24 protein-coding genes are annotated in these 23,529 nt (G+C 68.4%); 11 read left to right on the top strand and 13 right to left on the bottom strand.

Annotation, left to right across the window (positions count from 1 at the left end):
* Positions 1–138: 138 nt before the first annotated feature.
* Positions 139–660 carry a peptidase gene (locus tag D5S18_RS12825; protein ID WP_120040199.1) on the bottom strand — a complete coding sequence of 174 codons (522 nt, stop codon included), beginning with the start codon at positions 658–660 and terminating at the stop codon, positions 139–141.
* Positions 661–830: 170 nt separating this feature from the next.
* Complete coding sequence (locus D5S18_RS12830; protein ID WP_120040201.1) at positions 831–1,454, bottom strand: superoxide dismutase; 624 nt, start codon at positions 1,452–1,454, stop codon at positions 831–833.
* Between the two features lie 175 nt (positions 1,455–1,629).
* On the opposite strand from D5S18_RS12830, the gene msrA reads away from it, so the two are divergent.
* Positions 1,630–2,310: a peptide-methionine (S)-S-oxide reductase MsrA gene (gene msrA, locus D5S18_RS12835; protein ID WP_120040204.1), complete on the top strand. Its 681-nt coding sequence runs from the start codon at positions 1,630–1,632 to the stop codon at positions 2,308–2,310.
* A gap of 86 nt (positions 2,311–2,396) precedes the next feature.
* Here the strand turns inward: msrA and D5S18_RS12840 are convergent, their stop codons facing one another.
* Positions 2,397–3,008, bottom strand: coding sequence for a hypothetical protein (locus D5S18_RS12840; protein WP_120040206.1), 612 nt, complete (start codon positions 3,006–3,008; stop codon positions 2,397–2,399).
* Positions 3,009–3,360: 352 nt separating this feature from the next.
* Between D5S18_RS12840 and D5S18_RS12845 the strand changes: the two genes are divergently transcribed.
* Genes D5S18_RS12845 through D5S18_RS12860 form a run of 4 tightly spaced genes read left to right on the top strand, consistent with a single transcriptional unit; the run spans position 3,361 to position 6,563 of the window.
* Entirely contained in the window at positions 3,361–3,720 is a 360-nt protein-coding gene (locus D5S18_RS12845) for a rhodanese-like domain-containing protein (RefSeq protein WP_203236693.1), read from the top strand.
* Positions 3,721–3,732: 12 nt separating this feature from the next.
* Positions 3,733–4,824, top strand: coding sequence for a DUF4328 domain-containing protein (locus tag D5S18_RS12850; RefSeq protein ID WP_120040208.1), 1,092 nt, complete (start codon positions 3,733–3,735; stop codon positions 4,822–4,824).
* Positions 4,821–5,588: a glycerophosphodiester phosphodiesterase gene (locus D5S18_RS12855; protein WP_120040210.1), complete on the top strand. Its 768-nt coding sequence runs from the start codon at positions 4,821–4,823 to the stop codon at positions 5,586–5,588. The genes D5S18_RS12850 and D5S18_RS12855 overlap by 4 nt, the downstream gene beginning before the upstream one ends.
* Before the next feature lie 54 nt (positions 5,589–5,642).
* Positions 5,643–6,563, top strand: a complete 921-nt coding sequence (locus D5S18_RS12860) for a DUF5926 family protein (protein ID WP_120040212.1) — start codon at positions 5,643–5,645, stop codon at positions 6,561–6,563.
* Between the two features lie 100 nt (positions 6,564–6,663).
* Here the strand turns inward: D5S18_RS12860 and D5S18_RS12865 are convergent, their stop codons facing one another.
* The 4 genes from D5S18_RS12865 to D5S18_RS12880 form a co-directional block, all read right to left on the bottom strand.
* The gene (locus D5S18_RS12865) at positions 6,664–7,218 is read right to left on the bottom strand and encodes a ferritin (RefSeq protein WP_120040214.1); all 555 of its coding nucleotides are present in this window, start codon (positions 7,216–7,218) and stop codon (positions 6,664–6,666) included.
* An 86-nt stretch (positions 7,219–7,304) separates the two neighbouring features.
* On the bottom strand, positions 7,305–8,603 hold the full coding sequence (locus tag D5S18_RS12870; RefSeq protein ID WP_120040216.1) for an LCP family protein: 1,299 nt from the start codon (positions 8,601–8,603) through the stop codon (positions 7,305–7,307).
* Between the two features lie 65 nt (positions 8,604–8,668).
* The gene (locus tag D5S18_RS12875) at positions 8,669–9,436 is read right to left on the bottom strand and encodes a CPBP family intramembrane glutamic endopeptidase (protein WP_120040218.1); all 768 of its coding nucleotides are present in this window, start codon (positions 9,434–9,436) and stop codon (positions 8,669–8,671) included.
* 548 nt (positions 9,437–9,984) lie between these two features.
* The gene (locus D5S18_RS12880; protein ID WP_120040220.1) at positions 9,985–10,752 is read right to left on the bottom strand and encodes a DUF2470 domain-containing protein; all 768 of its coding nucleotides are present in this window, start codon (positions 10,750–10,752) and stop codon (positions 9,985–9,987) included.
* 165 nt (positions 10,753–10,917) lie between these two features.
* Between D5S18_RS12880 and D5S18_RS12885 the strand changes: the two genes are divergently transcribed.
* The 3 genes from D5S18_RS12885 (at position 10,918) to D5S18_RS12895 (ending at position 13,055) form a co-directional block, all read left to right on the top strand.
* A complete protein-coding gene (locus D5S18_RS12885; RefSeq protein WP_120040709.1) occupies positions 10,918–11,322 on the top strand; it encodes a hypothetical protein in 405 nt (134 codons plus the stop codon).
* A gap of 133 nt (positions 11,323–11,455) precedes the next feature.
* Positions 11,456–12,370: a prephenate dehydratase gene (pheA, locus tag D5S18_RS12890; protein WP_120040222.1), complete on the top strand. Its 915-nt coding sequence runs from the start codon at positions 11,456–11,458 to the stop codon at positions 12,368–12,370.
* A gap of 25 nt (positions 12,371–12,395) precedes the next feature.
* Positions 12,396–13,055: a histidine phosphatase family protein gene (locus D5S18_RS12895; protein WP_120040224.1), complete on the top strand. Its 660-nt coding sequence runs from the start codon at positions 12,396–12,398 to the stop codon at positions 13,053–13,055.
* A 55-nt stretch (positions 13,056–13,110) separates the two neighbouring features.
* On the opposite strand, the gene D5S18_RS12900 is transcribed toward D5S18_RS12895, so the two are convergent.
* The 6 genes from D5S18_RS12900 to D5S18_RS12925 form a co-directional block, all read right to left on the bottom strand.
* Positions 13,111–13,941, bottom strand: coding sequence for an ESX secretion-associated protein EspG (locus D5S18_RS12900; RefSeq protein ID WP_120040226.1), 831 nt, complete (start codon positions 13,939–13,941; stop codon positions 13,111–13,113).
* Positions 13,938–15,098, bottom strand: a complete 1,161-nt coding sequence (locus D5S18_RS12905) for a PPE domain-containing protein (protein WP_120040228.1) — start codon at positions 15,096–15,098, stop codon at positions 13,938–13,940. Before D5S18_RS12905 ends, D5S18_RS12900 begins: the two co-directional genes overlap by 4 nt.
* A 35-nt stretch (positions 15,099–15,133) precedes the next feature.
* Complete coding sequence (locus tag D5S18_RS12910) at positions 15,134–15,451, bottom strand: PE family protein (protein ID WP_120040231.1); 318 nt, start codon at positions 15,449–15,451, stop codon at positions 15,134–15,136.
* Between the two features lie 132 nt (positions 15,452–15,583).
* The gene (locus D5S18_RS12915) at positions 15,584–15,934 is read right to left on the bottom strand and encodes a metallopeptidase family protein (protein ID WP_120040234.1); all 351 of its coding nucleotides are present in this window, start codon (positions 15,932–15,934) and stop codon (positions 15,584–15,586) included.
* A gap of 13 nt (positions 15,935–15,947) precedes the next feature.
* A complete protein-coding gene (locus D5S18_RS12920) occupies positions 15,948–17,036 on the bottom strand; it encodes a septum formation family protein (protein WP_120040237.1) in 1,089 nt (362 codons plus the stop codon).
* An 83-nt stretch (positions 17,037–17,119) separates the two neighbouring features.
* Positions 17,120–18,829: an aldehyde dehydrogenase family protein gene (locus tag D5S18_RS12925; RefSeq protein ID WP_120040711.1), complete on the bottom strand. Its 1,710-nt coding sequence runs from the start codon at positions 18,827–18,829 to the stop codon at positions 17,120–17,122.
* Positions 18,830–18,921: 92 nt separating this feature from the next.
* On the opposite strand from D5S18_RS12925, the gene serS reads away from it, so the two are divergent.
* From serS to D5S18_RS12940, 3 genes are all read left to right on the top strand, one after another.
* Complete coding sequence (serS, locus tag D5S18_RS12930) at positions 18,922–20,181, top strand: serine--tRNA ligase (RefSeq protein WP_120040239.1); 1,260 nt, start codon at positions 18,922–18,924, stop codon at positions 20,179–20,181.
* Between the two features lie 164 nt (positions 20,182–20,345).
* Complete coding sequence (locus D5S18_RS12935) at positions 20,346–22,133, top strand: putative bifunctional diguanylate cyclase/phosphodiesterase (protein ID WP_239003704.1); 1,788 nt, start codon at positions 20,346–20,348, stop codon at positions 22,131–22,133.
* Positions 22,134–22,266: 133 nt separating this feature from the next.
* Positions 22,267–23,526 carry an oxygenase MpaB family protein gene (locus D5S18_RS12940; RefSeq protein ID WP_120040241.1) on the top strand — a complete coding sequence of 420 codons (1,260 nt, stop codon included), beginning with the start codon at positions 22,267–22,269 and terminating at the stop codon, positions 23,524–23,526.
* Positions 23,527–23,529: the final 3 nt, after the last annotated feature.

Raw genomic sequence — 23,529 nt, forward strand, 5'->3', positions numbered from 1 at the left:
CCCGCCCGGCCGCGCCGATATGGCGAGCCGGGCGCATGCGACAGGGCCGAGTCGTCGCGACAGGGCAGGGTCGTCGCGACAGGGCTGGGGTCGGTCCGACCGGCAGAGCCACGTGACGGCAGCCGGTCCGCGTGGCGATCAGGCGGCCAGCAGCATGGCCAGCACGGCGGTATCGGGATCGCTGATCGGATCGAGGCCGACCCGGCTCACCAGCGAGGTGATCGTTCCGTCCGATTCCGCCTCGACCCAGGCCGCTCGATGCTCCAATCCCAGATGCGGAACGCCCGGCAGCAAGACGCAGCCGGAGGCCGCACCGGCGCATTCGGGCAGCGATGGCCTGGTCTCCGACGGTGGATGCAGCATGAGCAGCGCGGGCGGCACGTGATCGGCGAAGCGGCCCGGCGCGACCGCCTCGGCGCCCAGCACCGGCCCCTCGGCCAGCACCAGGCCGACCGTGCCCGGCCGCGGATCGTCCGGTAGCTCCTCGCGCACCCCGAAAACCGTCGAGGTGACCAGCAGCCCCGGCAGGGTCGCCACTCTGACGGCGAGCACCAGGACCTGCGCCCATTCCTTGGTGGTGTCCGGCCATCGGCCGGAGATGATGAATCCCCGCAGCAGACCGCGGGAATGGAACGGTGTGATACCGATCGGTCCATTCATGGTGCCTCCCGTGCAGAACCGGGGGCGGTCTTGCCCGTCCGCTGAACTGTGGATTCCCGAATATGCGCCACGAATCACCTGGCACACAAGTACCAAAGAGTGCTAATTGGACAACGAAAAAGGAGCCCTCGGACACCTTTAGGTCTCCGAGGGCTCCTCTGGCGGATGTACTACCCGAAGATCAGGCCCTTGGCCTGGCCGACGGCGCGGGCGAAACGATCCTGAACATCGGCCCAGTTGACCACATTCCAGAACGCGGTCACATAGTCGGCCTTGACATTCTTGTACTGCAGGTAGAAGGCGTGCTCCCACATATCGACCTGCAGCAGCGGCACGATACCCAGCGGCACATTGGCCTGCTGGTCGTACAGCTGGAAGGTCAGCAGCTTCTGACCCAGGGTGTCGTAGCCGAGCACCGCCCAACCCGAACCCTGCAGACCATTGGCCGCCGCGGTGAACTGCGCACGGAACTTGTCGAAGGAGCCGAACTGGTCGTCGATGGCCGCGGCCAACTCGCCGACCGGCTTGTCGCCGCCGTTGGGGGACAGGTTCTTCCACCAGATCGAGTGGTTGACGTGACCGCCGAGGTGGAAAGCCAGGTTCTTCTCGTTCAGGAAGATGGCGGCGTGATCGCCGGATTCGCGGGCTGCGGCCAACTTCTCCAGCGCGGCGTTCGCGCCCGCGACGTAGGCGGCGTGGTGCTTGGAATGATGGAGTTCGTTGATCTGCCCGGAGATATGCGGTTCCAGGGCGCTGTAGTCGTAATCCAGATCTGGCAGCGTGTACTCAGCCACGATGTCCCTTCCTATGTCGGGCCTGTCCACCCTCAATCGCGGGCGGGCAGGCCATCATTCGTACACCCGATCGGTACCAACCGGGCCGTACACCCCCGCATTCCGGGATGCGGGTCGGATGTGGACCATGCCACGGCGGTGGGGCGGGCCGATACCGTACGCGTAGCATCGAATCATGTCGTGGTACGACGAGCTAGTAGGGCGGGTGCGCCTGCCGGAACCGGCCATGGTCTCGCCCGAGCAGGCGCTGCCCGGTCGGGCCGAGCCCTTGGTGACACCCGAAACACACTATGTCAACGGACATCCCATCCACCCGCCATTCCCCTCTGGGCTGCGGACGGCCATTGTCGCGATGGGCTGTTTCTGGGGCGCGGAGAAGGGTTTCTGGGAACTCGACGGCGTGTACACCACCGCCGTCGGCTACGTCGGCGGCTTCACCCCGAACCCCAGCTACGAGGAGGTGTGCAGCGGACGCACCGGGCACACCGAGGCGGTGCTGGTGGTCTTCGATCCCACCGTCATCGACTACGCGGGCGTGCTGCGGCACTTCTGGGAGAATCACGACCCCACCCAGGGCATGCGCCAAGGCAACGATCGCGGCACCCAGTACCGTTCGGCGATCTTCCCGCTCGACACCGACGAGGCCCGGATCGCGCGCGACACCATGGCGGCCTACGGCGAGCGGCTGAACGCGGCCGGTTACGGAGCCATCACCACCGAAATCCTGCCCCTGCCCGATGTTTCGACCTTCTATTACGCCGAGGGCTACCACCAGCAGTACCTGGCCAAGAATCCCGGCGGCTACTGCCCGGTGCACGCCACCGGCGTGAGTTGCCCGGTGGGCCTGGGAGCCTGAGAGGCCGGAAAACCGCATTCCACAGGGAAATACCGCGCACTCGCTCGGCGGATGCGCGGTATTTCCCTGTGCGGCCTCGTTGCCGCTCAGAGCGAGGGCGGGATACCTGGTTGCAGCATCCGCGGATCGCCCTTGTCGTGCGCGCGCCACCAGCGCACGCCGTCGGCGATGAAATTCGGCAGCGGGATCTGGCGGCCGTCGATGTGCTCGATGGTCATATTGTCGAACCAGACGCGCACATCGAGTTCGCGCGGATCGATGCCCTCCTCCTGGGAGAACTCCAGTACGTGCGCGGAGACGCGCTGATCGATGAGCGTGTCGAAGCTGAGCAGTTCGCTCCACAGATCCCAACCGCTGTCGTCCAGGTCGATGAATTCCCAGCCGTGCAACCTGCCGCCGCCGAAGCTGTGGATGGCATCGGCCAAGCCGTCGAGCGTCAGTGCCAACACTCGGGGGTCGACGTCGTCCCACTTCTGGATGCGCAGTGAGGCCGCGACCCGGCTGACGCCGGTGAAGGTCAGCCGGACCTGTGTGGTCTCGGGGAGCGACCGATCCGGGCCGAGCCGCAGCACCTCCAGGTCGAGCAGTAGTCGGCGGCCGGGTTCATCCACCTCCAGACCGAGGCAGATCGCCTCGGCCAGTGCGGTGTTGAGGCCGGTGGTGTCCATTCCGTTGAGTAGCCCCCTGCTCACGTTCATAGCGTCAGGCTACCGAGAACACCCCCCGGAACCCGGTATTTCATTTTTTCGCTAGTGTTCTCGTTTTTTTGTGGAACCGATCGCGGGATCCCTACGTCCAAGTAGTTATCGAGTCCGCCTCAGGCGAGATTCGAGGTCAGGGGCGAAGGACCGCTCCGGGATGGCTAGGAGGGGAGTCTCGGATCGGTCGTTCGCCCCTCGGCTATTCGTCGACGATCCGGTGCCCGCGCCTGTGGATCAGGCTGTGGATATGTGGATAACTTCGACCGAGATATCCACAGCGGGCGCCGCCGATATCCACAACGGAAGCCGCCCGATGCCGGTCCGGCCGCAACCATGGCAGGATCGAACCGTGACGAGCTCCGAAGTTCCCTCGGTGCCGATCGAAGACGTCCCCGTCGAATTCGATCGCCCCGATCCCGCCGTGCGGGCCACCCTGCTCGACGTGCGCGAGGACGACGAGTGGCGGCTCGGTCACGCGCCGGGCGCGATCCATATCCCGATGGTCGATATCCCGTCCCGCACCGAGGAATTGGACTACGACACCGAGCTCTACGTCATCTGCCGTCAGGGCGGGCGCTCCCTGCAGGTGGCCGAATACCTCGCCCATATCGGTTACGACGTCATCCAGGTGCGCGGCGGCATGGTGGCCTGGCAGCACGCGGGCCGTCCACTGGTCGGCGACGGCGAGCAGCCGCCCAAGATCTACTGACGAGGAGGCGCGGTGAGTACGGTCGTGCAGCCGTGTGCGCGCTGCGGTGCGCGGTGGGCCGTGCAGGGCGCCCCGCAGCACTGGTGTCCCCGCTGCCGGGGTGTGCTGCTCTCGCCCGCGCCCATCGATGCGCCGCCGGAGCGGCGCAACTATCGCTGGGTCGCCCGCAGACCCGACCAGCGGGCGCGCCGTCCCGGATCGGGCGGCGCGCGGGCCACCGGCACCCCGAGCTACGCCGAGATGCCGCGCTGGGGGTTGCGCGATACGCCACCCGCTGCGGCCGCGGCTCGGCGCTTGCCGCTGGCCCGGTTCGAGGTGCGGTCGAGCGGGTTGCTGGTGGCGGCGGCCGTCGCCTTCGGAGTCGCCGCGCTCGCCGAGCTGCTGCGGTATTCGATCCTGCTGCACAACCGAACCCGGCTGATCGATCCGCTCGTGCTCGCCCTCTCGGACTATTTCGTGATCGCGGCGGCGGCCGTCGCGCTGGTCGGCGGGTTGTTCGCCGCGCTGGGTGCGCTCGGTTGGCTGATCGCGATGCGGGAGCGGGCCTTCGGTGCGCGCGGCGGCCGCGATCCCCGGCCGGTCTGGGCACTGGCCTTGGGATGTCTTGTGCCCGTGGTCAATCTGGTGTGGCCCGGCGTCTTCCTCATCGAGACGCTCGGTCCGCGCCCGGAGCCGCACGCGCTGCGCGCGGTGCGGATCTGGTGGGCCGGGTGGGTGGGCGGCGCGCTGCTCGCCGCGGTCGCGGCGCTGTGGCATCTCGCGGATTCCCTGCAGGCCAAGGCCGATGGCGTCCTGGCGGCCATGTACACCGACCTGGCCGCGGCGGGTATGGCGGTGCTGACGCTGTGGGTCATGCGGCTCATGGAGGGTCGCGACCTGCGCGGTCGGGAGCGGATCGCGCACCGCTGGGTCGTCGCCGTCGATCCCGCGCAGCCGGTGATCGCGCCGGTGCGTCCGGCATCGGCGAACGCGCTGCCGCAGGGGGCGGAAGGCGCCGTGCGGGCACGGGATGAAGCCGGCACGGCAGGCACCGGGGCGCAGCAGGACACGGCACAGCGCGCGGTCGTGGATATCCGGGAATACGAGGAGGTTGTGGCCAAGTGAGCCAGGACAGTCGGGCACCGTTCGTCGTCGCGCACCGAGGCGCCTCGGCGGCGCGGCCGGAGCACACGCTCGCCGCCTACGAGTTGGCGCTGGAGGAGGGTGCCGACGGCGTCGAATGCGATATCCGCCTGACCCGCGACGGTCACCTCGTCTGCGTGCACGACCGCACCGTGGACCGCACCTCGTCGGGCACCGGCCTGGTCAGCGAGATGACGCTGGACGAACTGCGCGAACTCGATTTCGGCGTCGACGGCGCACCCGCCGCGGTGCTCACCCTCAGCGAGCTGATCACCCTGGTGCTGGATTGGCGCAGCAGGCCGACCAAGCTGTTCATCGAGACCAAACATCCGGTGCGCTACGGCGCACTGGTGGAGAACAAACTGCTCGCCGAATTGCAGCGATTCGGCATCGCCACCCCGGCCTCGGCCGATCATTCGCGCGCGGTGGTCATGTCCTTCGCGGCCACCGCGGTCTGGCGCATTCGCCGCGCCGCGCCGCTGCTGCCGACGGTGCTGCTCGGCGAGTCCTCCCGCTACCTCGGTGGCAGCGCCGCCACCACGGTGGGCGCGACAGCGGTCGGCCCCTCGGTGAAGACGCTGCGCGAACATCCCGACCTGGTCGATAAGGCGGCCGCGGCGGGCCGGGCCACCTACTGCTGGACAGTCGACGACCCCGATGATGTGCGCCTGTGCGCCGACCTCGGGGTCGGCTGGGTGGCCACCAACCATCCCGGTCGCACCAAGGCCCTGCTGACAGCCGTCTGATCCGAGGCCGTGCCTGCGGGGTGGGCGTCGCCACACCCTGTAGGTTTTTCCTCCGTGGGTAAAAGCAAGCGGAATAGTCCGAAGCCCGGTGGCAACCGGGCCCAGCGCCTGGCCGAACGGCGGGCGGCGCTGGAGCAGGCGGCACAGGCCGTCACGCGCCCGTTCGAGGGTCTCGCCGCCGAATGCGACCTGGTGGCCCTGCAGGAGTTCGTGCCGTCGGCCACCGCGACCCTGAAACTGGTCGCGGGTGCGGGCGCGGAACGTCCGGTGGTGCTGGGCACCGTACTGCCCGGCGCGGTGGCCGCGCTGGTGCGGGCGGGTGACGAGCCGACCGGCTATGTCGGCGCGCAGGTCCAGTACCGCGGCGCGGATCCCTCGGCCGACCTGGCCGCGTCCATCCTGTGGACCCAGTCCGCCGAGCCGGGCGATTCGCTCAGCGATCCGGCGGCGGTGGCGGGAGGTCCGCGCCTGACCGAGGTCATCGATCCCGGCGCGGACCTCGACATCACCGTGCACCAGGATTTCGACTGGTGGGTGCCCGCCGGGGTGGAACCCGATCCGCAGGTGGCCGCCACCATCGAGCAGGCCAGGCAGGCGATCATGCCGTCGGCGCGGTTGGCCGTCGGGCCGGACGCGATCGGCGCGCCCTGGTGGGTCGATGCCGGTGAGAAGGCGCATCTGCGCTGGGTGCGCCCGGAATCGGAGGACGCGCTGATGCTGGCCCTGGCCCGCGTGCACGCCGCAGGCGGATTGGGACTCGGCGAGGGTTCGCGCTTCGCGGGCTCCTTCCGTACGCACGGTGTGCTGGTGCCCGTCTTCGACCTGGATCGGGAGCGCCACGCCGACGAATGGATCAAACCCGCCATGGAATTCGGGGTGCGGCTGGCCGAGGCGCTGGCCTCGGATGCGCCGCTGTCCTCGGACGAGCGCCGCTCGCGCGACGGGTTGCGTTCGCGTCAGGTCACTCTGCGCTGAGTTCGCTATTTGCTGAGTAAATGCCCGATACTTCGCATACGCGAAAACTGCGGTAGGTCCGGCTATTTCGGACCTACCGCAGTTCTGCTTCGAGACCGGGCTAGGAGGGCAGTACGCCGCCCGCGGCGGCAGGTGCGCCCGAAGTATCGGCCGGGCCGCCCATTTCGCGGGCGATGAAATCCTCCAGATCGAACAGATTCGCGCCGGCGCGATCGGCGATATTGAGCAGGGTGGACATATTGGCGACCTCCTCGACCTGCTCCTTCAGGAACCACTGCATGAACTGCTCGCCGAGGTAATCGCCCTCCTCGCGGGCGGTGCTCGCCAGTTGGACGATCTGATCGGTGACCGCCTTCTCCTGTGCGAGGGCCATGGAAATGGCTTCGCGGGCATTCTCGAATTTCGACTCGGGCAGATCGATGCCGGTGAATTCGACGTTCATATCCCGATCGACGAAATACTGCACGATCATCATCGCGTGATTGCGCTCCTCGACCGCCTGGTTGTAGAAGCGCCGAGCCAGTTGCGGCAGATCAGCATTGTCGAACCACACCGCCATGGCAATGTACTGATGTTCGGCATTGAATTCGTGCCTGATCTGGTCGTGCAGCAGGCTGTGGAATTTGCTGTGCGGGGCTTCCGGGTGGCTGGACATACTGCGACAATATCGCTGGTCAGGCCCGCATGTCATCCAAGTGCAACCTTATTGAGGCTAGTGTTGCCTAATAATTCCGGTCGGAATCACCGAGTCAGCAGGTCCTCGGGGATGGGGCGATCATTCGCGAGGTCGTCGAAGAAGTTCGCGGCCTTTTGTTTGTCCCAGAGCAATACATTGCCGGAATCGGTGTCGGCGAAGCCGCCGATCGGCACCGTGGTGGTGACCAGGTCGCCGCGCAGCGCCCGGGCCAGACTCGCCAGATCCCAGATGTGGTCGCCATTGTCGACCCTCATCGTTTTGGCGGTATCGCTGACCAGCGGCCACAGCGTGAACGGATTGGCCAGCACACCCGCGCCGGTCGCCTTCTTCAGCAGCGCGGCCATGAACATGCGCTGATGCTGGATGCGGTCGATATCGGCGCGCGGGGTGGCGCGGCTGCGCACGAAACCCAACGCCTGCGGACCGTTGAGTCGCTGACAGCCCGCGGGCAGGTTGATCCCGGCCAGCGGATCGTTGATCGGTTGTTCCAGACACAGGTCGATTCCGCCGAGGGTGTCGACCATGGTCGCGAAACCGCCGAAACCAATGCCCGCGTAGTGGTCGATGTGCACGCCGGTGGCCTGTTCGACGGTCTGCGCCAGCAGCGCGGGACCCCCGAAGGCGAAGGCGGCATTGAGTTTGTCCTTGCCGTGACCGGGGATGCTCACATACGAGTCGCGGGGCAGGCTGATCAGCGTGGCCGGGCCGGACCTCGGCAGATGCACCAGCATGATGGTGTCGCTGCGTTCCGGACCGACATCGCCGCCGGTGGACAGTTCGCGCTCCTGTTCGGGGGTCAGGCCCTCGCGGCCGTCCGATCCGGTGAGCAGCCAGTTGGTGCCGGGGGTGTCGCCGAGGCGGCCCGGATAGTTGGTCAGGGCCGGAATGCGATTCAGCGAGGTATCCAGTTTGACGATCATGCCGATGACGGCGATCACCAGAACCAGCACCAAGGCGAGCGACCAGCGGAATAGGTGGAGTTTGCGGCGGCGCCGCGGCGGTTCGGACCTGCGCTTTCCAGGCAGTGGTTGCGGGGTGCGGCGCGGCGGCGCGCTGTGCTGCCTCGGCTGCCGAGTGGCTGCTCGGTCGCGATTCGGGTTGTGCGGGGCGGCTGGATTGTGCCGGGGACCGGGCGAATTCGGCGGTGCCCCCCTATTCTTCTGGGCATTGTCCTGCGACTGCGACCAGGCCAGCGGTGGTCGATAGGTTTGACCGTCGCGCCGCATCACCTGGGTTGGTTCGATCCGCCGCTCCGGCGGGCGCTGATTTTCCCGCTGTTCGCCGGGGCGGCCTCGGGGTGGCGGCACCCGGCGCGTCCGCGCATTCGGGTCGTCGCCGTTCATCCTGAAAACTCTACTTGTCCGGGCCGGATACCTTCACGAAACCGGCTCTGCGCAGCCGCTTTGCGCTATGGCAACCACGAGACGTGGCCGCGCAGAACGGTATAGCCGATGTAGGCGACCGCATCGATGGTGGTGTGCGCCACAATCAGCGGCCACAGTCGATTCGTCCGCTGCCAGTAGCGTCCGAAGACCAGGCCCATCACCACATTCCCGATACCACCGCCCAGCCCCTGATACAGGTGGTAGCTGCCGCGCAGAAGGGCCGAAGCCGGCAATGATGAATTCTCCGACCAGCCGAGCCTGCGCAGTCTGGTGATGAGGTAGCCCACCACCACGATCTCTTCGGCGACCGCATTCGCCGCCGACGCGATGATCAGGGCGGGCAGTCGCCACCAATGGTCGCCCAGCGAACTGGGCACGATTGTGACGCTGACATGCAACGCGTGCGCGACCAGATACAGCGCCAGCCCCGGCAGACCAATGACCGCCGCCAAAACCGAGCCATGCCAACCATCCCGAAACCGAATCCGCGCCAGCCCGATCATCCGCGGTCCGATTCCACTGCGCCACAACAGATAAAGACCGAGCGCCGCCCAAGCCACCAGCCGCAGCGCGCTCGTCAGTTGGAACAGCAGATCGATCAGCGACTGCGCCGCCCGCGAGGGATTGAGCGCCACCGTCTGCCCACCGACACCGCCCGGTCGCAGCGCACTGTCGAGCAGCGACAGCGCCGCATTCACCCCACTGAGCCCGAAAGTGACCAGCAGAATAATGGCGATCTCGACTCGCAACGAGACCCGCTCGCGCGCCGACAGATCAGGGGCTTGGTGCATGACTCGAATCTATGCGGTGCCGCTACCCGCACCCACCCAACGGCCGCCCGCCACCCGGCCCAATCCTCCAGTGCCCAACCTGGCGCCCGGCCACTTACCGCATCTCAATCCAGACCTTGGCCACATTCCCGTATCCCCAACCCGGCACCCGGCCACATACTCGCATCCCCAACCCCGCGCCCGGCCACATACTCGCATCCCTAACCCGGCGCCCAGCCACATTCAAGCACCCCTCAACCTCTCGGGAGCGAGTCTTACGAGCGACGTTCGCGGCCGTCTCGTGTTCGAGCGGCCGAAGCGCATGCGCCGCAGGCGCGAGTCTCGGCCGCTCGAACGCGAGACCAAAAGGCCGCGAACAGCCGCGCGAAGCGCGGCCAATCAAACACAGCCGGCGCCTCCTGAACCAGCGCGCCACAGGTTTTGACGCGAATCCCCATAGCGATCGGCACCATCACCGCGCCCCGTCGGGCAACGGTTGGTGCGCACGTGGTCGGGTGAGTTCTAGCGCGGTACCCGGTTAGTGGACGGAATGCCGGGGATACGGCCAACTAGATCCGCCGCAGACCATTCAGAAACGGGCACCCCGCCAACGTGCGTACCGCGCGACTAAGCGACTCGACATCGGTGACCGGTGCGCTGAAAGGGATTCGGTAGTCGTGGTCGGTGTCCATCCCCTCGATGCGCAAGGTGAGTCCGTAGCGGTCGATGGCCAGTGGGTGGACGACTCCGTGTCGCAGCCGAGTGGGCAGGTGGCGCGCCAACTGTGCGACCACGTCCGCGTGATCGGCCGACATGTGTTGCAGCCAAGCCGATTCCATGACGCAGAACGGGTCGGCTTCGGCCTGTCGGAGATCTTCGGTGCCGACCGAATCGGCGCCGGTGGCGTCGGCGACCACCGCCGAATCGATGACCAGCCGCAGCAGGGTCGCGCCGTGCCCGACATCGAGCAGCACCGGATGCGGATGGACTCCGGCGACCTCGCCCGCCAAGGCTCGCTGGGCGCCTTCCGGCACCGCGCGTACCCATCCCCGCAACCACACGAGCGCGCGCACCGGCTCGCGCAGCGGCAGTGGTGCGTGGTCGGTGAGTTCCAGTACTGCGGGTGCGCCCGTTTCTCCGGAACGACCGGCCAGGACCGCGGCCATGGAGGCGGTGGGGACGGCGATGACCGCGTCGCCGCGATGTCGGATGACGTGGACCGAGGTGGGTGTCGGATCGATACCGGGCATGGCCAGCACCGCCTGCTCGGCATGTGCGCACGCGCTGTGCACCCGCTCGGCGGCGGACGGTGCGACGGTCGAAGCGGGACTCGGCATACGAACCTCCGGAGTGGTGAGCGACTGACCCGATCGAAATCTCGGGTCCCCTCGAAATTAGGTTAACCTAAGCTAAGTGACCGACCGAACATTGGCAAGGGTTTCCAACAACCGGATCCCATCCCACCCGGCCTGCCTGCGGTGCACACGGGATACGGTGGGCTGATGGTGGACAGCGCGGCGCGGGAACCGGTCATGATCTCGCTGGGACCGCCCGCGCGGCGGAGCCTGACCGAAGGACTGATCCGGGGGATCGGCGCGGCCGAGGCGCTGGAACTCGATCGAATGTCGGAGTCCGCGATAGCCGACTTCCTGGCCGAGATCGTGCACGCCGAGACGGGTTTCGTGGCCCGAACGGACAGCGGCGGGTCGGCGCTGGCCATAGTCGCGGGCACCGTCGCGGCGCTGTGCGGCGAGGATATCCGTCGGGCGCTGCGGGATCCGGATCTCGTTTTCCTGCGCGGTCTCAAACCGTCCGCCATCGAGGCGACGCGCGCGGTTCTGCTCGCAGTGGAAACCGGCGCCCCCGAGACGGTGGCCTCGGCACTCGCACCGCTGAACTCGCGCTGATCTCCCTTGCCGGTATTCGCCGAACGCCACCGCGATTCGGTCGCGACACCGCCGAGGTCGGCAAGAAACGCCACTGTGGTTGGGAAGTCGCGATGGCCGGGATCAGGGATATCGCGCAAGTAGTGTCGTAGGCGTGCCCCGTATCGCCTACTTCGGTCCGTCCGGAACCTTCACCGAGATGGCCCTCGCCGACCTGGAAGTCGCGGCCGTCTTCGACGGACCCGTCGAGCGGATCGCCGCGCCCAGTCAGGGCGCCGCGCTGGATCTGATCCGGTCCGGTGCGGTGGACGGTGCGGTGGTGCCGATCGAGAGTTCGGTGGAGGGATCGATTCCGGCCACACTGGATTCGCTGGCGGTGGGGCCGCGCCTGCAGATAATCGCCGAGACGGAGCTCGATGTCCGGTTCACCATTCTGGCTCGGCCGGGCACCAGCCTCGACGCGGTCCGCACGCTCGCGGCCTATCCGGTGGCGGCGGCGCAGGTGCGGGAGTGGGTGGCGCGCATCATGCCCGAGGCGCGGCCCTACGTCTCGGCCTCGAATGCGGCGGCCGCCGAGGATGTGGCGGCGGGTCGGGCCGACGCCGCGGTCTCCACCGCGCTGGCCGGGGCGCGGCTGGAGCTGGCGACCCTGGCGGCCGGGGTCGCCGACCACGAGGACGCTGTCACCCGCTTCGTCCTGGTGACCAAGCCGAGGCCGGCCCCGGCCCCGACCGGTGCCGATCGCACCTCCATCGTGCTGGAACTGTCCAATGAGCCCGGTTCGCTCATGCGCGCGTTCGCCGAATTCGCCACCAGGTCCATCGATCTCACCAGGATCGAATCACGGCCCACCCGAACGGGTTTCGGAACATACCGCTTCTATCTGGACTGCGTCGGCCATATCGAGGACACCGCCGTTTCCGAGGCGCTCAAGGCGCTGCATCGCACCTGCCATGTCCGTTTCCTGGGCTCCTGGCCGGCATCCGCGCCCACCGGCACCCCGCCGCCCGACGACGAACCGCACGCCGAATGGCTGACCCGATTGCGCGCGGGGGTGGCGGACCTGTGAACAGACCTCGAAGGGTGCGCGCGTGATGGGCGGCAGATTGGTTCTGGTCCGACACGGCGAGACCGAAGGCAATGTGGCCAAGATCCTGGACACCAGGCTGCCCGGCCTACCCCTGACCGAACGCGGTGCGGCACAGGCGAAAACCTTTGGCGCGGGTCTCGCCGCCGCACCCGCCGCGCTGTTCTGCTCGACGGCATTGCGCGCCCGACAGACCGCGGGCTTCATCGAGGCGGCCACCGGCGTCCCCGCACAGGTGCTGGCCGACGTGCACGAGGTGCAGGTGGGTGCTTTGGAAGGGTTGGGCACGCCTGCGGCGCACACCGACTTCCAGCGGATCTATCGCTCGTGGCATGCCGGGGAGCTGTGGACGCGGGCCCCGCGCGGTGAATCCGGGTACGAGGTGCTGAGCCGCTTCCTGCCCGTGCTTGGCAGGCTGCGCGAGGAGTGCCTGTCCGGTGCGGGCGGCGATGTGGTGCTGGTGAACCACGGGGCCGCCATGCGTCTGGTGTCGCGCATCCTCACCGGTGTGCCGCTGCTCTTCGCGACGAACAACCACCTGGACAACACCGACACCATCGAGCTGACCCCGCTCGCCGACGGCGGATGGGAATGCACCCGATGGGGGCGCTACACGCCCCCATTCGGGTATCCGGTTTCGGCCGTCGCCGACGACCCCATGGGTTGAGCCGAATCGGCTGTGGCGCAGGGCCGCTCGGCGGCGCCCACTGGGATCTGTCGGTTTAGTAGCCCTCGGGTTTGCGCGGGAACTCCTCACGCAGCGGCAATCCGGTGATCAGGTCCTGGATGGCGGTGCGCAGTCGCGCGGTGGTGCCACTGCTGAACGACGTCCACTTGACCCCGTCGTCCGAAGTGGTTGCGGTGGCCAGGAATCGGCCGTTGCGGGTGTCGAAGACGGCGAGGTGATTATCGGTGACCTCGCGGGTGCCGTCGCCGTAGACGACGCCGACGATCTCCGCGTGCGAGGTGCAGTGCACCATGGCCGAGGCGATGACCGGGGCGTCGCGGGGCGGATTGCCGACCTCGGTGAGCCGCGCGGTGGTGGCCGCCGCATCGCCCGCGTCGTCGAAGATCGGGACCAGCAGTTCGGTGGGCGCGTTGAGTCCGGTGAGTTCGAGCGGTTCGGCCGGACCCAGGGCCGTGACGAACGGGGCGGGCAGATCGTCCTCGACCTCGTCGATGACGTAGGACTCCGGACCGCGCAGGGCGAGGGCCATCACCTCATCGCCCTTGGCCAGGCACATGCGACTGACCTGCCCCTGGACGTGCAGCCGCAGCGCGAGGACCCAGTGCGGGCGGTAGAGGGCGCGCAGCCGCTCCTCCAGTTCGCGGTGCACCGCCCCGTCGAGCAGGAGATCCCGCTCGACGAGGGATGCGGCGGCCGCGGCCATCGCCCTGTCGTGGTCGGCGACATTGTCGTAGCGGCCGCGGGCATCGAGAACCACGGGCAACTCGTCGATCTCCAGCGTCTCCAGGACGTACTGCATCTCGTCTAGCGACAGCGTCACCGCCGCGAGCATGGACGGGCCGCGGCCCGCACCGAGGATTGTCACTTAGCGGGTCCCGCCGGATCGCCGCCGATGACTCCGTCGGCCGTGCAGCGACCATCGGTGAAGTTGTCGCCGCGCAGGTACCCCGGGGTCTTGTGCAGGGATTCCGCCTCCTGCTCCTCGTGCACCTGGCGGCCCAGCAGCGGGTTGCCGGGAGCCGAGGCATTCGGCTGACGCATCTCGACCCGCGCCACGGCCGGGTTGTCGCTTTCGGGGCTGCCGGGGGCCGCGCCCGCCGCGGGCGCGCCCGCACCGGCGCCCCAACCTGCGGGGAGTTTGAGCGAGCCGACGCTCACCGAAGCCGCGGTCCGGGTGGAGCCACCGGCGACCGCGGCGACACCCGCGGCCATCCCACCTCCCATGAGGGTCATGGTGGCGGGGGCAGCGGCGCTCATGGCGGGCGCGGCGGCCATGCTGGTGGCCGCCGACAGCGCGCTGCTCGCCGCCGTGCCCACGGTGCTGACACCGGTGGTGGCCAGCGAGCCGACGACATTGGCCGCCTGGGTGGCGATGCTCGCGACGGCCGGATTGTTGATGAACGCGCCCGCGGCGGAGATGGCCGCCTGGATCGGGTCGGCCTGGGCCTGCGGCGGGGGCGGCGCGTCGGCCCGGCCCGCACCGGCCGCGATGGTGGGCGGCTGGATGAAATCGGTGGGGGTGGCGACCGTGGCGGTGGTGGCCGCCTCGTAGGTTTCCATCGTCATGGCCGCGCGCAGATCGAGTGCGGCCTTCGCGGCCTCGGCCGCCTCGGCGGAGCCGTTGAGCACGCCGCCGGTGGAGTAGGCCGCCACCCGCGCGCCGTCGGCGACGGCGATCTCCGCGACATTGGGCATGGCGATGGAGGCGATGGTGTAGGCGTTGGCATTGGTGAAGGTCTTGGCGGCCATCGTGGCGGCCTGGACGCCCTGCTGCTCGGCCCAGCCGGTGAACCCGCCCAGTTTGCCGAGCACCGCGAGACCGTTCAGGCCCTCGAGGCCGACGCCGACCTCGGCGATGACGCGCGCCACGGTGGCCGTCGCATCGATCCAGGCGCCGGTGAGCGCACCCCACGCGGTGCTGGCCGCGTAGATCGGCACGGCGTGCGCGCCCGTATTCAGCGTGGCGGAATTGCCCTCTGCCATGCGGGGCAGCCAGAACACCCCGGTAGCTCCTGCTGTCATCTTTCTTCTCCCCTGCTGTGCTTACCGGTGTGCGGCTAGATGGTGGCGGTGGTGGCGGCGATGGTGGCCGCGCGGACCGTGTCCTGGGCCAGATACTCGGCCAGTTGGACGCGCAGTGTGGCCGCCGCGTGATGCAGCTCGAGGACGGCCTGCGCGACCGAGCCGTCGTGCGTGCCTGCCACATTGTTGAAATGGCCCGCCGCCAGCAGCGACACCTCGTCGATGCCGGAGGGGACGACGTGCGTGGCCGGACCGGAGAGCGCGGCGATGCCCGCCAGCCGATCGGCGACCAGGTCCAGCTCGGCGGCTGCGGCCAGGATGACCTCGGGTGAGACCAGTACGTTGCCAACCATGTCCCTCGAACTCCTTCTAGTGGCGGCGGTGGGGCGGAACCACGAGATTTCCCCCTACGAGTGATTGGACGCGACGGTGAGCCGTTCGGTTCCATCGAATCCAGAATTCTTCTGCCGGGTTCGGCGAAAAGACTAGCCCCATCCCAACTGATGCAGTCGCTGTTCGTCAATGCCGAAATAATGTGCGACTTCGTGCAGCACGGTGATGGCCACTTCTTCGACGACTTCGGCTTCCGCCGAACAGATTTCGAGAATGGCCTCCCGATAGATGGTGATCGTGTCCGGCAGCGCGCCGCCGTAGTGGCTGTCGCGTTCGGTGAGCGCGACCCCGTGATACAGCCCGAGCAGATGCCGATCCTCCGGATTGCGTGCTTCGATCAGCACGACCACATTGTCGATGGCGCGCGCCAACTCCGGCGGGATCAGATCGAGCGCCTCGCCGACCAATTCCTCGAATCGGCTCTCCGACATGACAACCGGCATTGGACCGCCTCGATTATCGCGGCTGGGGCTGCGGCGGCAGCGGCGCCGCGCCGGGCAGCGGAGTCGGGGTGGAGCGGCCGTTGTTGGGCGGCGGCACCGGGGCCTGACCGTTGATCTGGATATCGCCCCGCGCCGATCCGGTGATGGGTGCGAACCCCTCCCGGTCCGCGCCCTTGCCGATCATGCAGTCCAGCTTGCGATTTCCCGCCAGCCAACTGCGCGCGTCCACGAAATCGAAGAAGAGGGTGAGGGTTTTGTTGCGGATGACGTCCGGCGCGCCGAGATAGTCGTTGGCGGCCTTGGCGCATTCCTCGCCCACGTACTTGTCCTGTTCGTCCTTGGACGGGGGCGAACCCTGGAAGCGTTTGCTCAGGTCGACGGTGGCCGCGATCTCGACGGCGTGCGCTTGGGCGCAGTCGACCGGATCGGTGGGCAGGTTCTGGTTGATGCCGAGGCAGGTGCCTTTGTCGTAGACCCTGGACTGATCCGGATCCAGCGCGCTACCGGTGGATGGCCGTGCCGCATCGCCCGCTCCGCGCAATTGCAGCCCGCAGCGCAGGGTGCGATCACCGTGCTTCCAACCCTCCGGGCTGGGGTACATCAGGCCAACGGTATAGCGGCCGCGCGGGTCGTAGCGGCCACCGAGGTACTGCTGCACCGCGGGCATGCAGTGCTCCTCTTTGAGTTCGGTGAGCCGCAGCGAATCCGGCCAGCGCGAGCCGGGGCCGAATTCCACGCCGGGATATCGGCTCATATCGATATCGGCGGCCACCTCGAACAGGTGCCTGCCGGTGCATGCCACCTTCGTCAGGTCGGTGCGTTCGGGTTTGGACCAGGTCAGGCAGTCGCCACGATCGGCGGTGCCGAACTGGCGGTCCAGCACCGTGGAGCCGGGGGCGGCCGGGTTGTGCACCTCGAGTCCCTTGTCGTTCTTGAATCCGGTGACGAACAGCGTGACCAGGGCGGCGACCACCGCGCCCCCGGCCACGGCCAGCAGACCCCAGCGCAGGTGCGGCGCGGACAGATGGGTGCCACGCGCGCGACCGGACAGGGGCGGGCGCGCACCGGGTTCGGGCGACGGGGCTTGGTCATCGGCAGGCATCGTGATCCATCATGGCAGTGATCTGCTCGAAGTCCCGGACCCGGTGCCGCGACCGGCCCGGATTCCGTCAGGGGGCGGCGGATTCAGCCACGCAGCGCTGCCCGGAAGACGCCGAGCAGTCGGGTCGGATTGCCGTCGCCGTAGAACTCGGCCAGTTTGCGCCCGGTCTCGGCGGCGGTGGCGTGGTTGACGAACCACGGCGGTTTCGGTGAGAGCGCGAATTCACCGCCGAGCAGCGAGCGCGGCGCGGGCCGGAATGGGCCGCGCACCACGGTGCGTTCGACGCCGTCGAGCAGGAAAGCGTTGTGCACCACGCCGATTCCGCTCTGTACATCGGCTGGGGTGTGGCCGGGATAGGCGCCCCACGCCGCGCGCGGAGCGAGGAAACCCAGCGCCGACCAGGTGTTGACCGCGATGGCGCCGTAGCGAAGGCGTTCCAGCGCGCGGTCGAACTCGGCGCCCAGGGCGCGGCGGGTGGCCGGATCGATGAGGATATTCGCGCCGAGCGTGCCCGCGACCTCCGCGTTGGCGAATTCGATCGCGCGGTCGAGAAAAGCGCCGCACTCACCGCCGGGCAGTTCGACGACGCCAAGGACCGGCGCGAAGTATTCGGTGCGCAGCAGCGGGGTGTCGGTGCGGGGCAGCCCTTCGACCAGCACCCGCCTGGCGTCCGGGCCGAGCTGGTCGGCATCGGGATAGGTGGCCAGCGCGGCGGCGACGCGGGTATCGCTGCCCGGATAAAAGGCGGGTCGGGGCGGCGCGGCGGCGATGGCGCGGCGCAACTCGGTCAGGAACCGGTCCTTGTGCGGCCAGTTCGCCGCGACGACCACCACCTGGGTGGCGATGCAGTTGTAGCCGCCGTTGTGCAGGCGCTGGGTGGCCACGTGCGCGGCCTGATAGCGCAGGTCGGCGGGGGACCAGTCGCCGGGGACCACGATGGTCGGCGAGACGCCGCCGAGTTCACTGGTGATGGGCTTGTCCAGCAGGGGTTTGTTCTCCACGCGCCGCCGGGCGGCCGCCGCGCCTGCGCCCCAGACGATGGCGTCGTGCGTTTGGGCGCTGCCCGTCATGTGCACGTGCGCGACATCGGGGTGGTGTACCAGGTAGCCGCCCGCGTCCGCGTCGCCGGTGAGCAGGCGCACCGCGCCGAGTTCGAGGTACGGGGCGAAGATCTGCTCGAAGACCGGCAGCATGGCGTCGGTGATCGGGTTGAGTTTGAGTGCGACCACCCGGTTGTGCGCGTGCAGCTCGTAGAGGACGTCCAGCAGCGGGATCGACATGATGTTGCCCGCCCCGAGCACCACGCCGATCCCGCCGGTCGCGGCGGGTTCGAGCTGGGCGAGTCCGGCCCGGCGGCGCGCGGTGTCCGCGTCGATGCCCGGCCGCAGCCACACCTCGCCCCGGAAGCCGCTGAGCAGCAGCCGGTCGTAGATGTCGTGCGGCAGGATCGGCACCGCGACGCGACCGCCCGGCGCGGTGCCGAGTGCGAGCCCGGCCAGTGGACTGTGCCCGGCCGCCAGGGCGGTGAGGGTGGCGCAGAGCGCGCCCGCGGCTTGCAGCAGCGTGACCGGTCCCGACATCCACTCCTCGCCGACCAGCGGGGAATCCGCGTCGAGTCGTTTGACGGTGCGGGCGGCCGCGACCCAGTCGGCGGCGTGCCTCGCGGTGCGGGCGTGCAGGTCGTCGAGGAGTTCGCGGCGGCGGCGCAGGGGGGTCTGCGCCCAGGCTTTCTCGCCCGAGGCCAGATCGGCCAGCGCCGCATCGATGGCTGATTGGTCGAAAGTCGTTCCCACGAGCCAACTATCCCGCGCGGGCGGGCGCGGCGCGGGCCAACGGCGGATATCGACGTGAATCACCGCGGGGCCGCCCACTACGCTAATGGGCCATGATCGACCTCCGATTCCTGCGGGACAACCCGGACGCGGTCCGTGCTTCGCAGCGCGCCCGCGGCGAAGATCCGTCCCTCGTCGACGCCCTGCTGAAGGCGGACGCGGCGCGCCGGGCCGCGGTCGCCACCGGCGACCAACTGCGCGCCGAGCACAAGGCTCTCGGCAAGCTGGTCGGCAAGGCGTCCCCACAGGAGCGATCCGCCCTGCTCGGGCGGGCGCAGGAGATGTCGCAGCAGGTCAAGGCGGCCGAGGTGGCGCAGACCGCCGCCGACGCCGATCTGGACGCCGCGCACCGCGCCATCTCGAATGTGGTTCAGGAAGGCGCGCCCTCGGGCGGTGAGGCCGATTTCGTGCTGCTGGAGACGGTCGGCACGCCGAGGGAATTCGATTTCGAGCCCAAGGACCATCTGGATCTGAGCGAATCGCTGGGCATCATCGATATGGAGCGCGGCGCGAAGGTGTCGGGTTCGCGCTTCTACTTCCTCACCGGCTACGGCGCGCTGCTGCAACTGGGTCTGTTGCAGTTGGCGGCGCAGCGGGCGGTGGCCAATGGGTTCACCATGATGATTCCGCCGGTGCTGGTGCGGCCGGAGATCATGGCGGGCACCGGCTTCCTCGGTCAGCATTCGGCCGAGGTGTATCACCTGGCCGATGACGATCTGTATCTGGTCGGCACCTCGGAGGTTCCGATGGCCGGCTACCACTCCGAGGAGATCCTGGATCTGAGCGCCGGTCCCAAGCGGTACGCGGGCTGGTCGTCGTGTTTCCGTCGGGAGGCGGGCAGCTACGGCAAGGACACCCGCGGCATCATCCGGGTGCACCAGTTCGACAAGGTGGAGATGTTCGTCTTCACCACGCCGGATCAGGCCGATGCCGAACATCGGCGGCTGCTGGCGTGGGAGCGGGAGATGTTGGCGGCCGTCGAGGTGCCCTATCGGATCATCGATATCGCGGCGGGCGATCTGGGCAGTTCGGCGGCGCGCAAATTCGATTGCGAGGGTTGGGTTCCCAGTCAGAACACCTACCGCGAACTCACCTCCACCTCGAACTGCACCACCTTCCAGGCGCGCAGGCTTTCGGTGCGCTATCGCGACGAACACGGAAAGCCGCAGATCGCAGCGACTTTGAACGGTACGCTCGCCACGACGCGCTGGATCGTCGCCATTCTGGAGAACCACCAGCAGGCCGACGGTTCGGTGCGGGTCCCCGAGGCCCTGGTCCCGTTCGTCGGCACGGACGTGCTGCGCCCGCAATAGGTCCCGGCCTCTAGTCGCTGTCTCGCGCGCCACGTCGGATTCACGGGATGTGGCAACCGCCGGGATACGTTGTGTCTAGGCTGTTCCCCGTGCGAGGAATCGGGTCTCGCGGCGATACCCGAACCCGGGTGCGGGCCGCGTCTGCGTTGGCGACGGCGATGGTGATGTCTCGGACCACCGGGGCGTTCTACGTGATGGGTGGTGCGCTCGGGCTGCTCATCACGGCCATCGCGCCCGGCCAGGAGGGCGATAGAGGCCTGGTCGGGTGGGCGGCGGGCATCGCATTCCTGTTGGGCCTCAGTCTGATCGGCTGGGGTCCTCGGGTGCCGCACGGCATCCACCACGCCTATGTCGTCATCGCGACGGTGCTGGTGACGATCGCGGTGTACGCCTTCCCGAATACGGTGGGGGCCATCAGTCTTGCCGCGTTCTATGTGTTCATCGCCTGTGACGCGGCGCTTTTCTTCTCCTGGCCGTTGGCGGCGGCGCATATCGGGTTGGCGATCCTGCTGTGTCTGTGGGTATTGCCCGCCCGGCCGGTCGTTCCCGGCCTGCCGTGGTGGTCCGGGTTGATTCCGGCGGGGGTCACCTTCGGCGTCGGCACGGTGGTCGGCGTGTTGACCAGGATGGCTTCGCAGGCCGATATCGACGTGCTGACCGGATTGCTCAATCGGCGCGGTTTCGATCGTGCGCTCAATGCCGCCATCCAGCAGGCCGCGCGGGGTGGGCAGGGGTTGGCGCTGGTGCTGGTGGATCTCGATCGCTTCCAGAAGATCAATGATCATCTCGGTCATCGCGCGGGGGACGCGGTCCTGCAGCGGGTCGCCGACACCTGGTCCAAGATGCTGGCGCCCGGTCAGCGGTTGGCCCGCTACGGCGGGGATGCTTTCGCGCTGCTGCTGCCCGGCACCACTGAGCAGGCGGCCATCCTGCTCACCGAGCAGTTGCGGGCCGCGGTGACGACGGGCTGTTCGGCCGGTGTCACCTCGTGGCAGCCGGGCGAGTCGGGCTCACTGCTGGTCAGCCGGGCGGATGTGGGCCTGTACCGGGCCAAGCAGGCGGGGCGCAATCGCACGGTGCTGGAGTCGTCGCGGCAGTTGCCGCTGGCGGTGGAGTTGCGCGAGGCGATCGATCGGGGCGCGCTGGATGTGCACTATCAGCCGATCGTCAGCCTGACCGAGGGCGGTGGCAAGGCGGTCGGGGTGGAGGCGCTGCTGCGCTGGTCGTCGAGTGCGCAGCCCGATGTCACCACCGAGGGTTTGATCCGGGTCGCCGAGGAGTACGACCTGATCGCCGATCTGGACGAGTTGGTGCTGCGGCGGGCGTGCGCGGACGCGGCCCGATTGCAGGAGACCTTCCAGCAGTTGGATCTGACGTTGAATGTGAATGTCAGCGGGTTGGAGTTGGCCGAATCCGGTTACGCGGACCGGGTTTCCGGCATTCTGGCCGATACCGGTTGGCCTGCCGATCAGTTGGTGCTCGAGGTGACCGAGAGCGAGTTGGCGGCCGAATCCCAAACGGCCATCGCGAATCTGCACACGCTGCGGGAGCGGGGTGTGCGCATCGCGATCGACGATTTCGGCACCGGCTATTCCTCGCTGAGTCGTTTGGCCACGCTGCCCAGCGATATCTTGAAGGTGGATCAGTCGTTCGTGGCGGCGATTCGGTCGGATTCGCCCGCGCCGCCGCTGCTGGGGGTGATCGCGGCGCTGTCGAGCGCGCTGGATCTTCAGGTGATCGCCGAGGGTGTGGAGACGGAGTATCAGGCGGCGGTGCTCACCGAGTTGGGATTCGCGCTGGCCCAGGGGTATCACTACAGCGATTCGCATCCGGTGGCCGAGCTGATCAGCGATCTCAATCAGGGCAATGGTCGGGTGGGCGGGGGTTCGGTGGAGCGCGAGTTGGGTGGGGAGGCCGAGTTCTCCGCGAATGGCTGGGTGCCGCTGGGGTAGGCCCTGTCTCGGCCGCATCCGTTGTCGACGGGTGCGGCCCTTTTTGTGTCCGCATATCTGGTAGAGACTCTTGCCAGATATGCGCCCGCTGTGGGACGGTCATCACGGATGCCGAATCGAATGGGGCGATGCAATGACGCACGAGGATCCGACCTACCTGCCGACACCCCGGCTGTTCACCGAATTCCCGTTCCGATACGCGGTGCCGCTGCTCGCGCCGGGCGATCTGCGCTGCACCGCCGCCCAGCGGGATTCGCTGCGCGAGTACGCGCGACTGGGCGACCCGCTCGCCGATGACGTCGTGGCCATGATCAAGCGGCTGCCGCCGGGCGCGGGGCGGCGGATGTTCGAGACGGCGGTCCAGTTCGGGATCGCCGCCGTCCCGGACGCACCTGCGGAACTGGTCGCCTTTTTCGAACAGGTGGAGTCCGAGCCCTACTGGCTGGATCGGGCCAAACTCGATCGCGGCGCGCGGGTGGTGGAGCGCACCGGCGTCTGGGGCGGTATCGCCATGGGGATGTTCGCGCTGATGGGCGGCTATCTGGCCGCGCGCGCCGACAAGACGCTGGTCGGCACCGGCGACCTGGCCGCCATGGCGCCGCGCCGCTTGGCCGAGACCACGCAGTGGTGGCTCGATGTGACGACACCCGGTGGGCTGCACCGCAATTCGATCGGCTACCAGAGTGTGCTGCGGGTCAGGCTGATGCACGCGCTGGTCCGCGCGGGGATGAACAATCGCCCCGACTGGGACTACGCCGCATGGGACCAGCCGGTCAACCAGGTGCTCACCCTGGGCACCCTCGGGCTGTTCTCCATGGCCAATCTCGTTGGCGCGCAGGCGCTCGGGCTGCGCTTCACCGCGCGGGAGAAGGATGCCGTCTTCCAGCTGTGGCGCTATGTCGGCTACCTGCTCGGCCTGGACCCGGCCATCCTGCCGACCAGCGAGACCGACACCTGGCGCGCCTTCTGGATCCTCGCCGACACCGAATTCATTCCGGATGAGGATTCGCGCCGCCTCGCCCACGCGCTGATGCCCGCCGCCGCAGGGCTTTTCGTGGGCGAGCGCACGGTGCTCGAGCGGGCGGCGCACCGGCAGATCGGCAACTTCATGCTGGCCTACAGCCGAATCGTGCTCGGTCGCGGCAATGCCGATTTTCTCGGACTGCCGGACAGTCGCTTCTTCCAGGGCGCGGTCATGGCGGTCGCGGCGGTCAACGGCGCGCTGGAGGTGCCCCGCAGACTGGTGCCGGGCGCGACCCGGCTACAGGAGCGGTTGGGTGCGCGGGTGCGGGCCGGGCTGGTGCGCGGTTCGGTCGGCCGCAGCGGCGGCGACCGAACCTACGCGCGGCACGACGGTTTCGCGGGGGAGCGCCGTGCCGTGCGCGTCGGGTAGAAA

This window comes from Nocardia panacis (assembly GCF_003598715.1).
Lineage (GTDB): Bacteria > Actinomycetota > Actinomycetes > Mycobacteriales > Mycobacteriaceae > Nocardia > Nocardia panacis.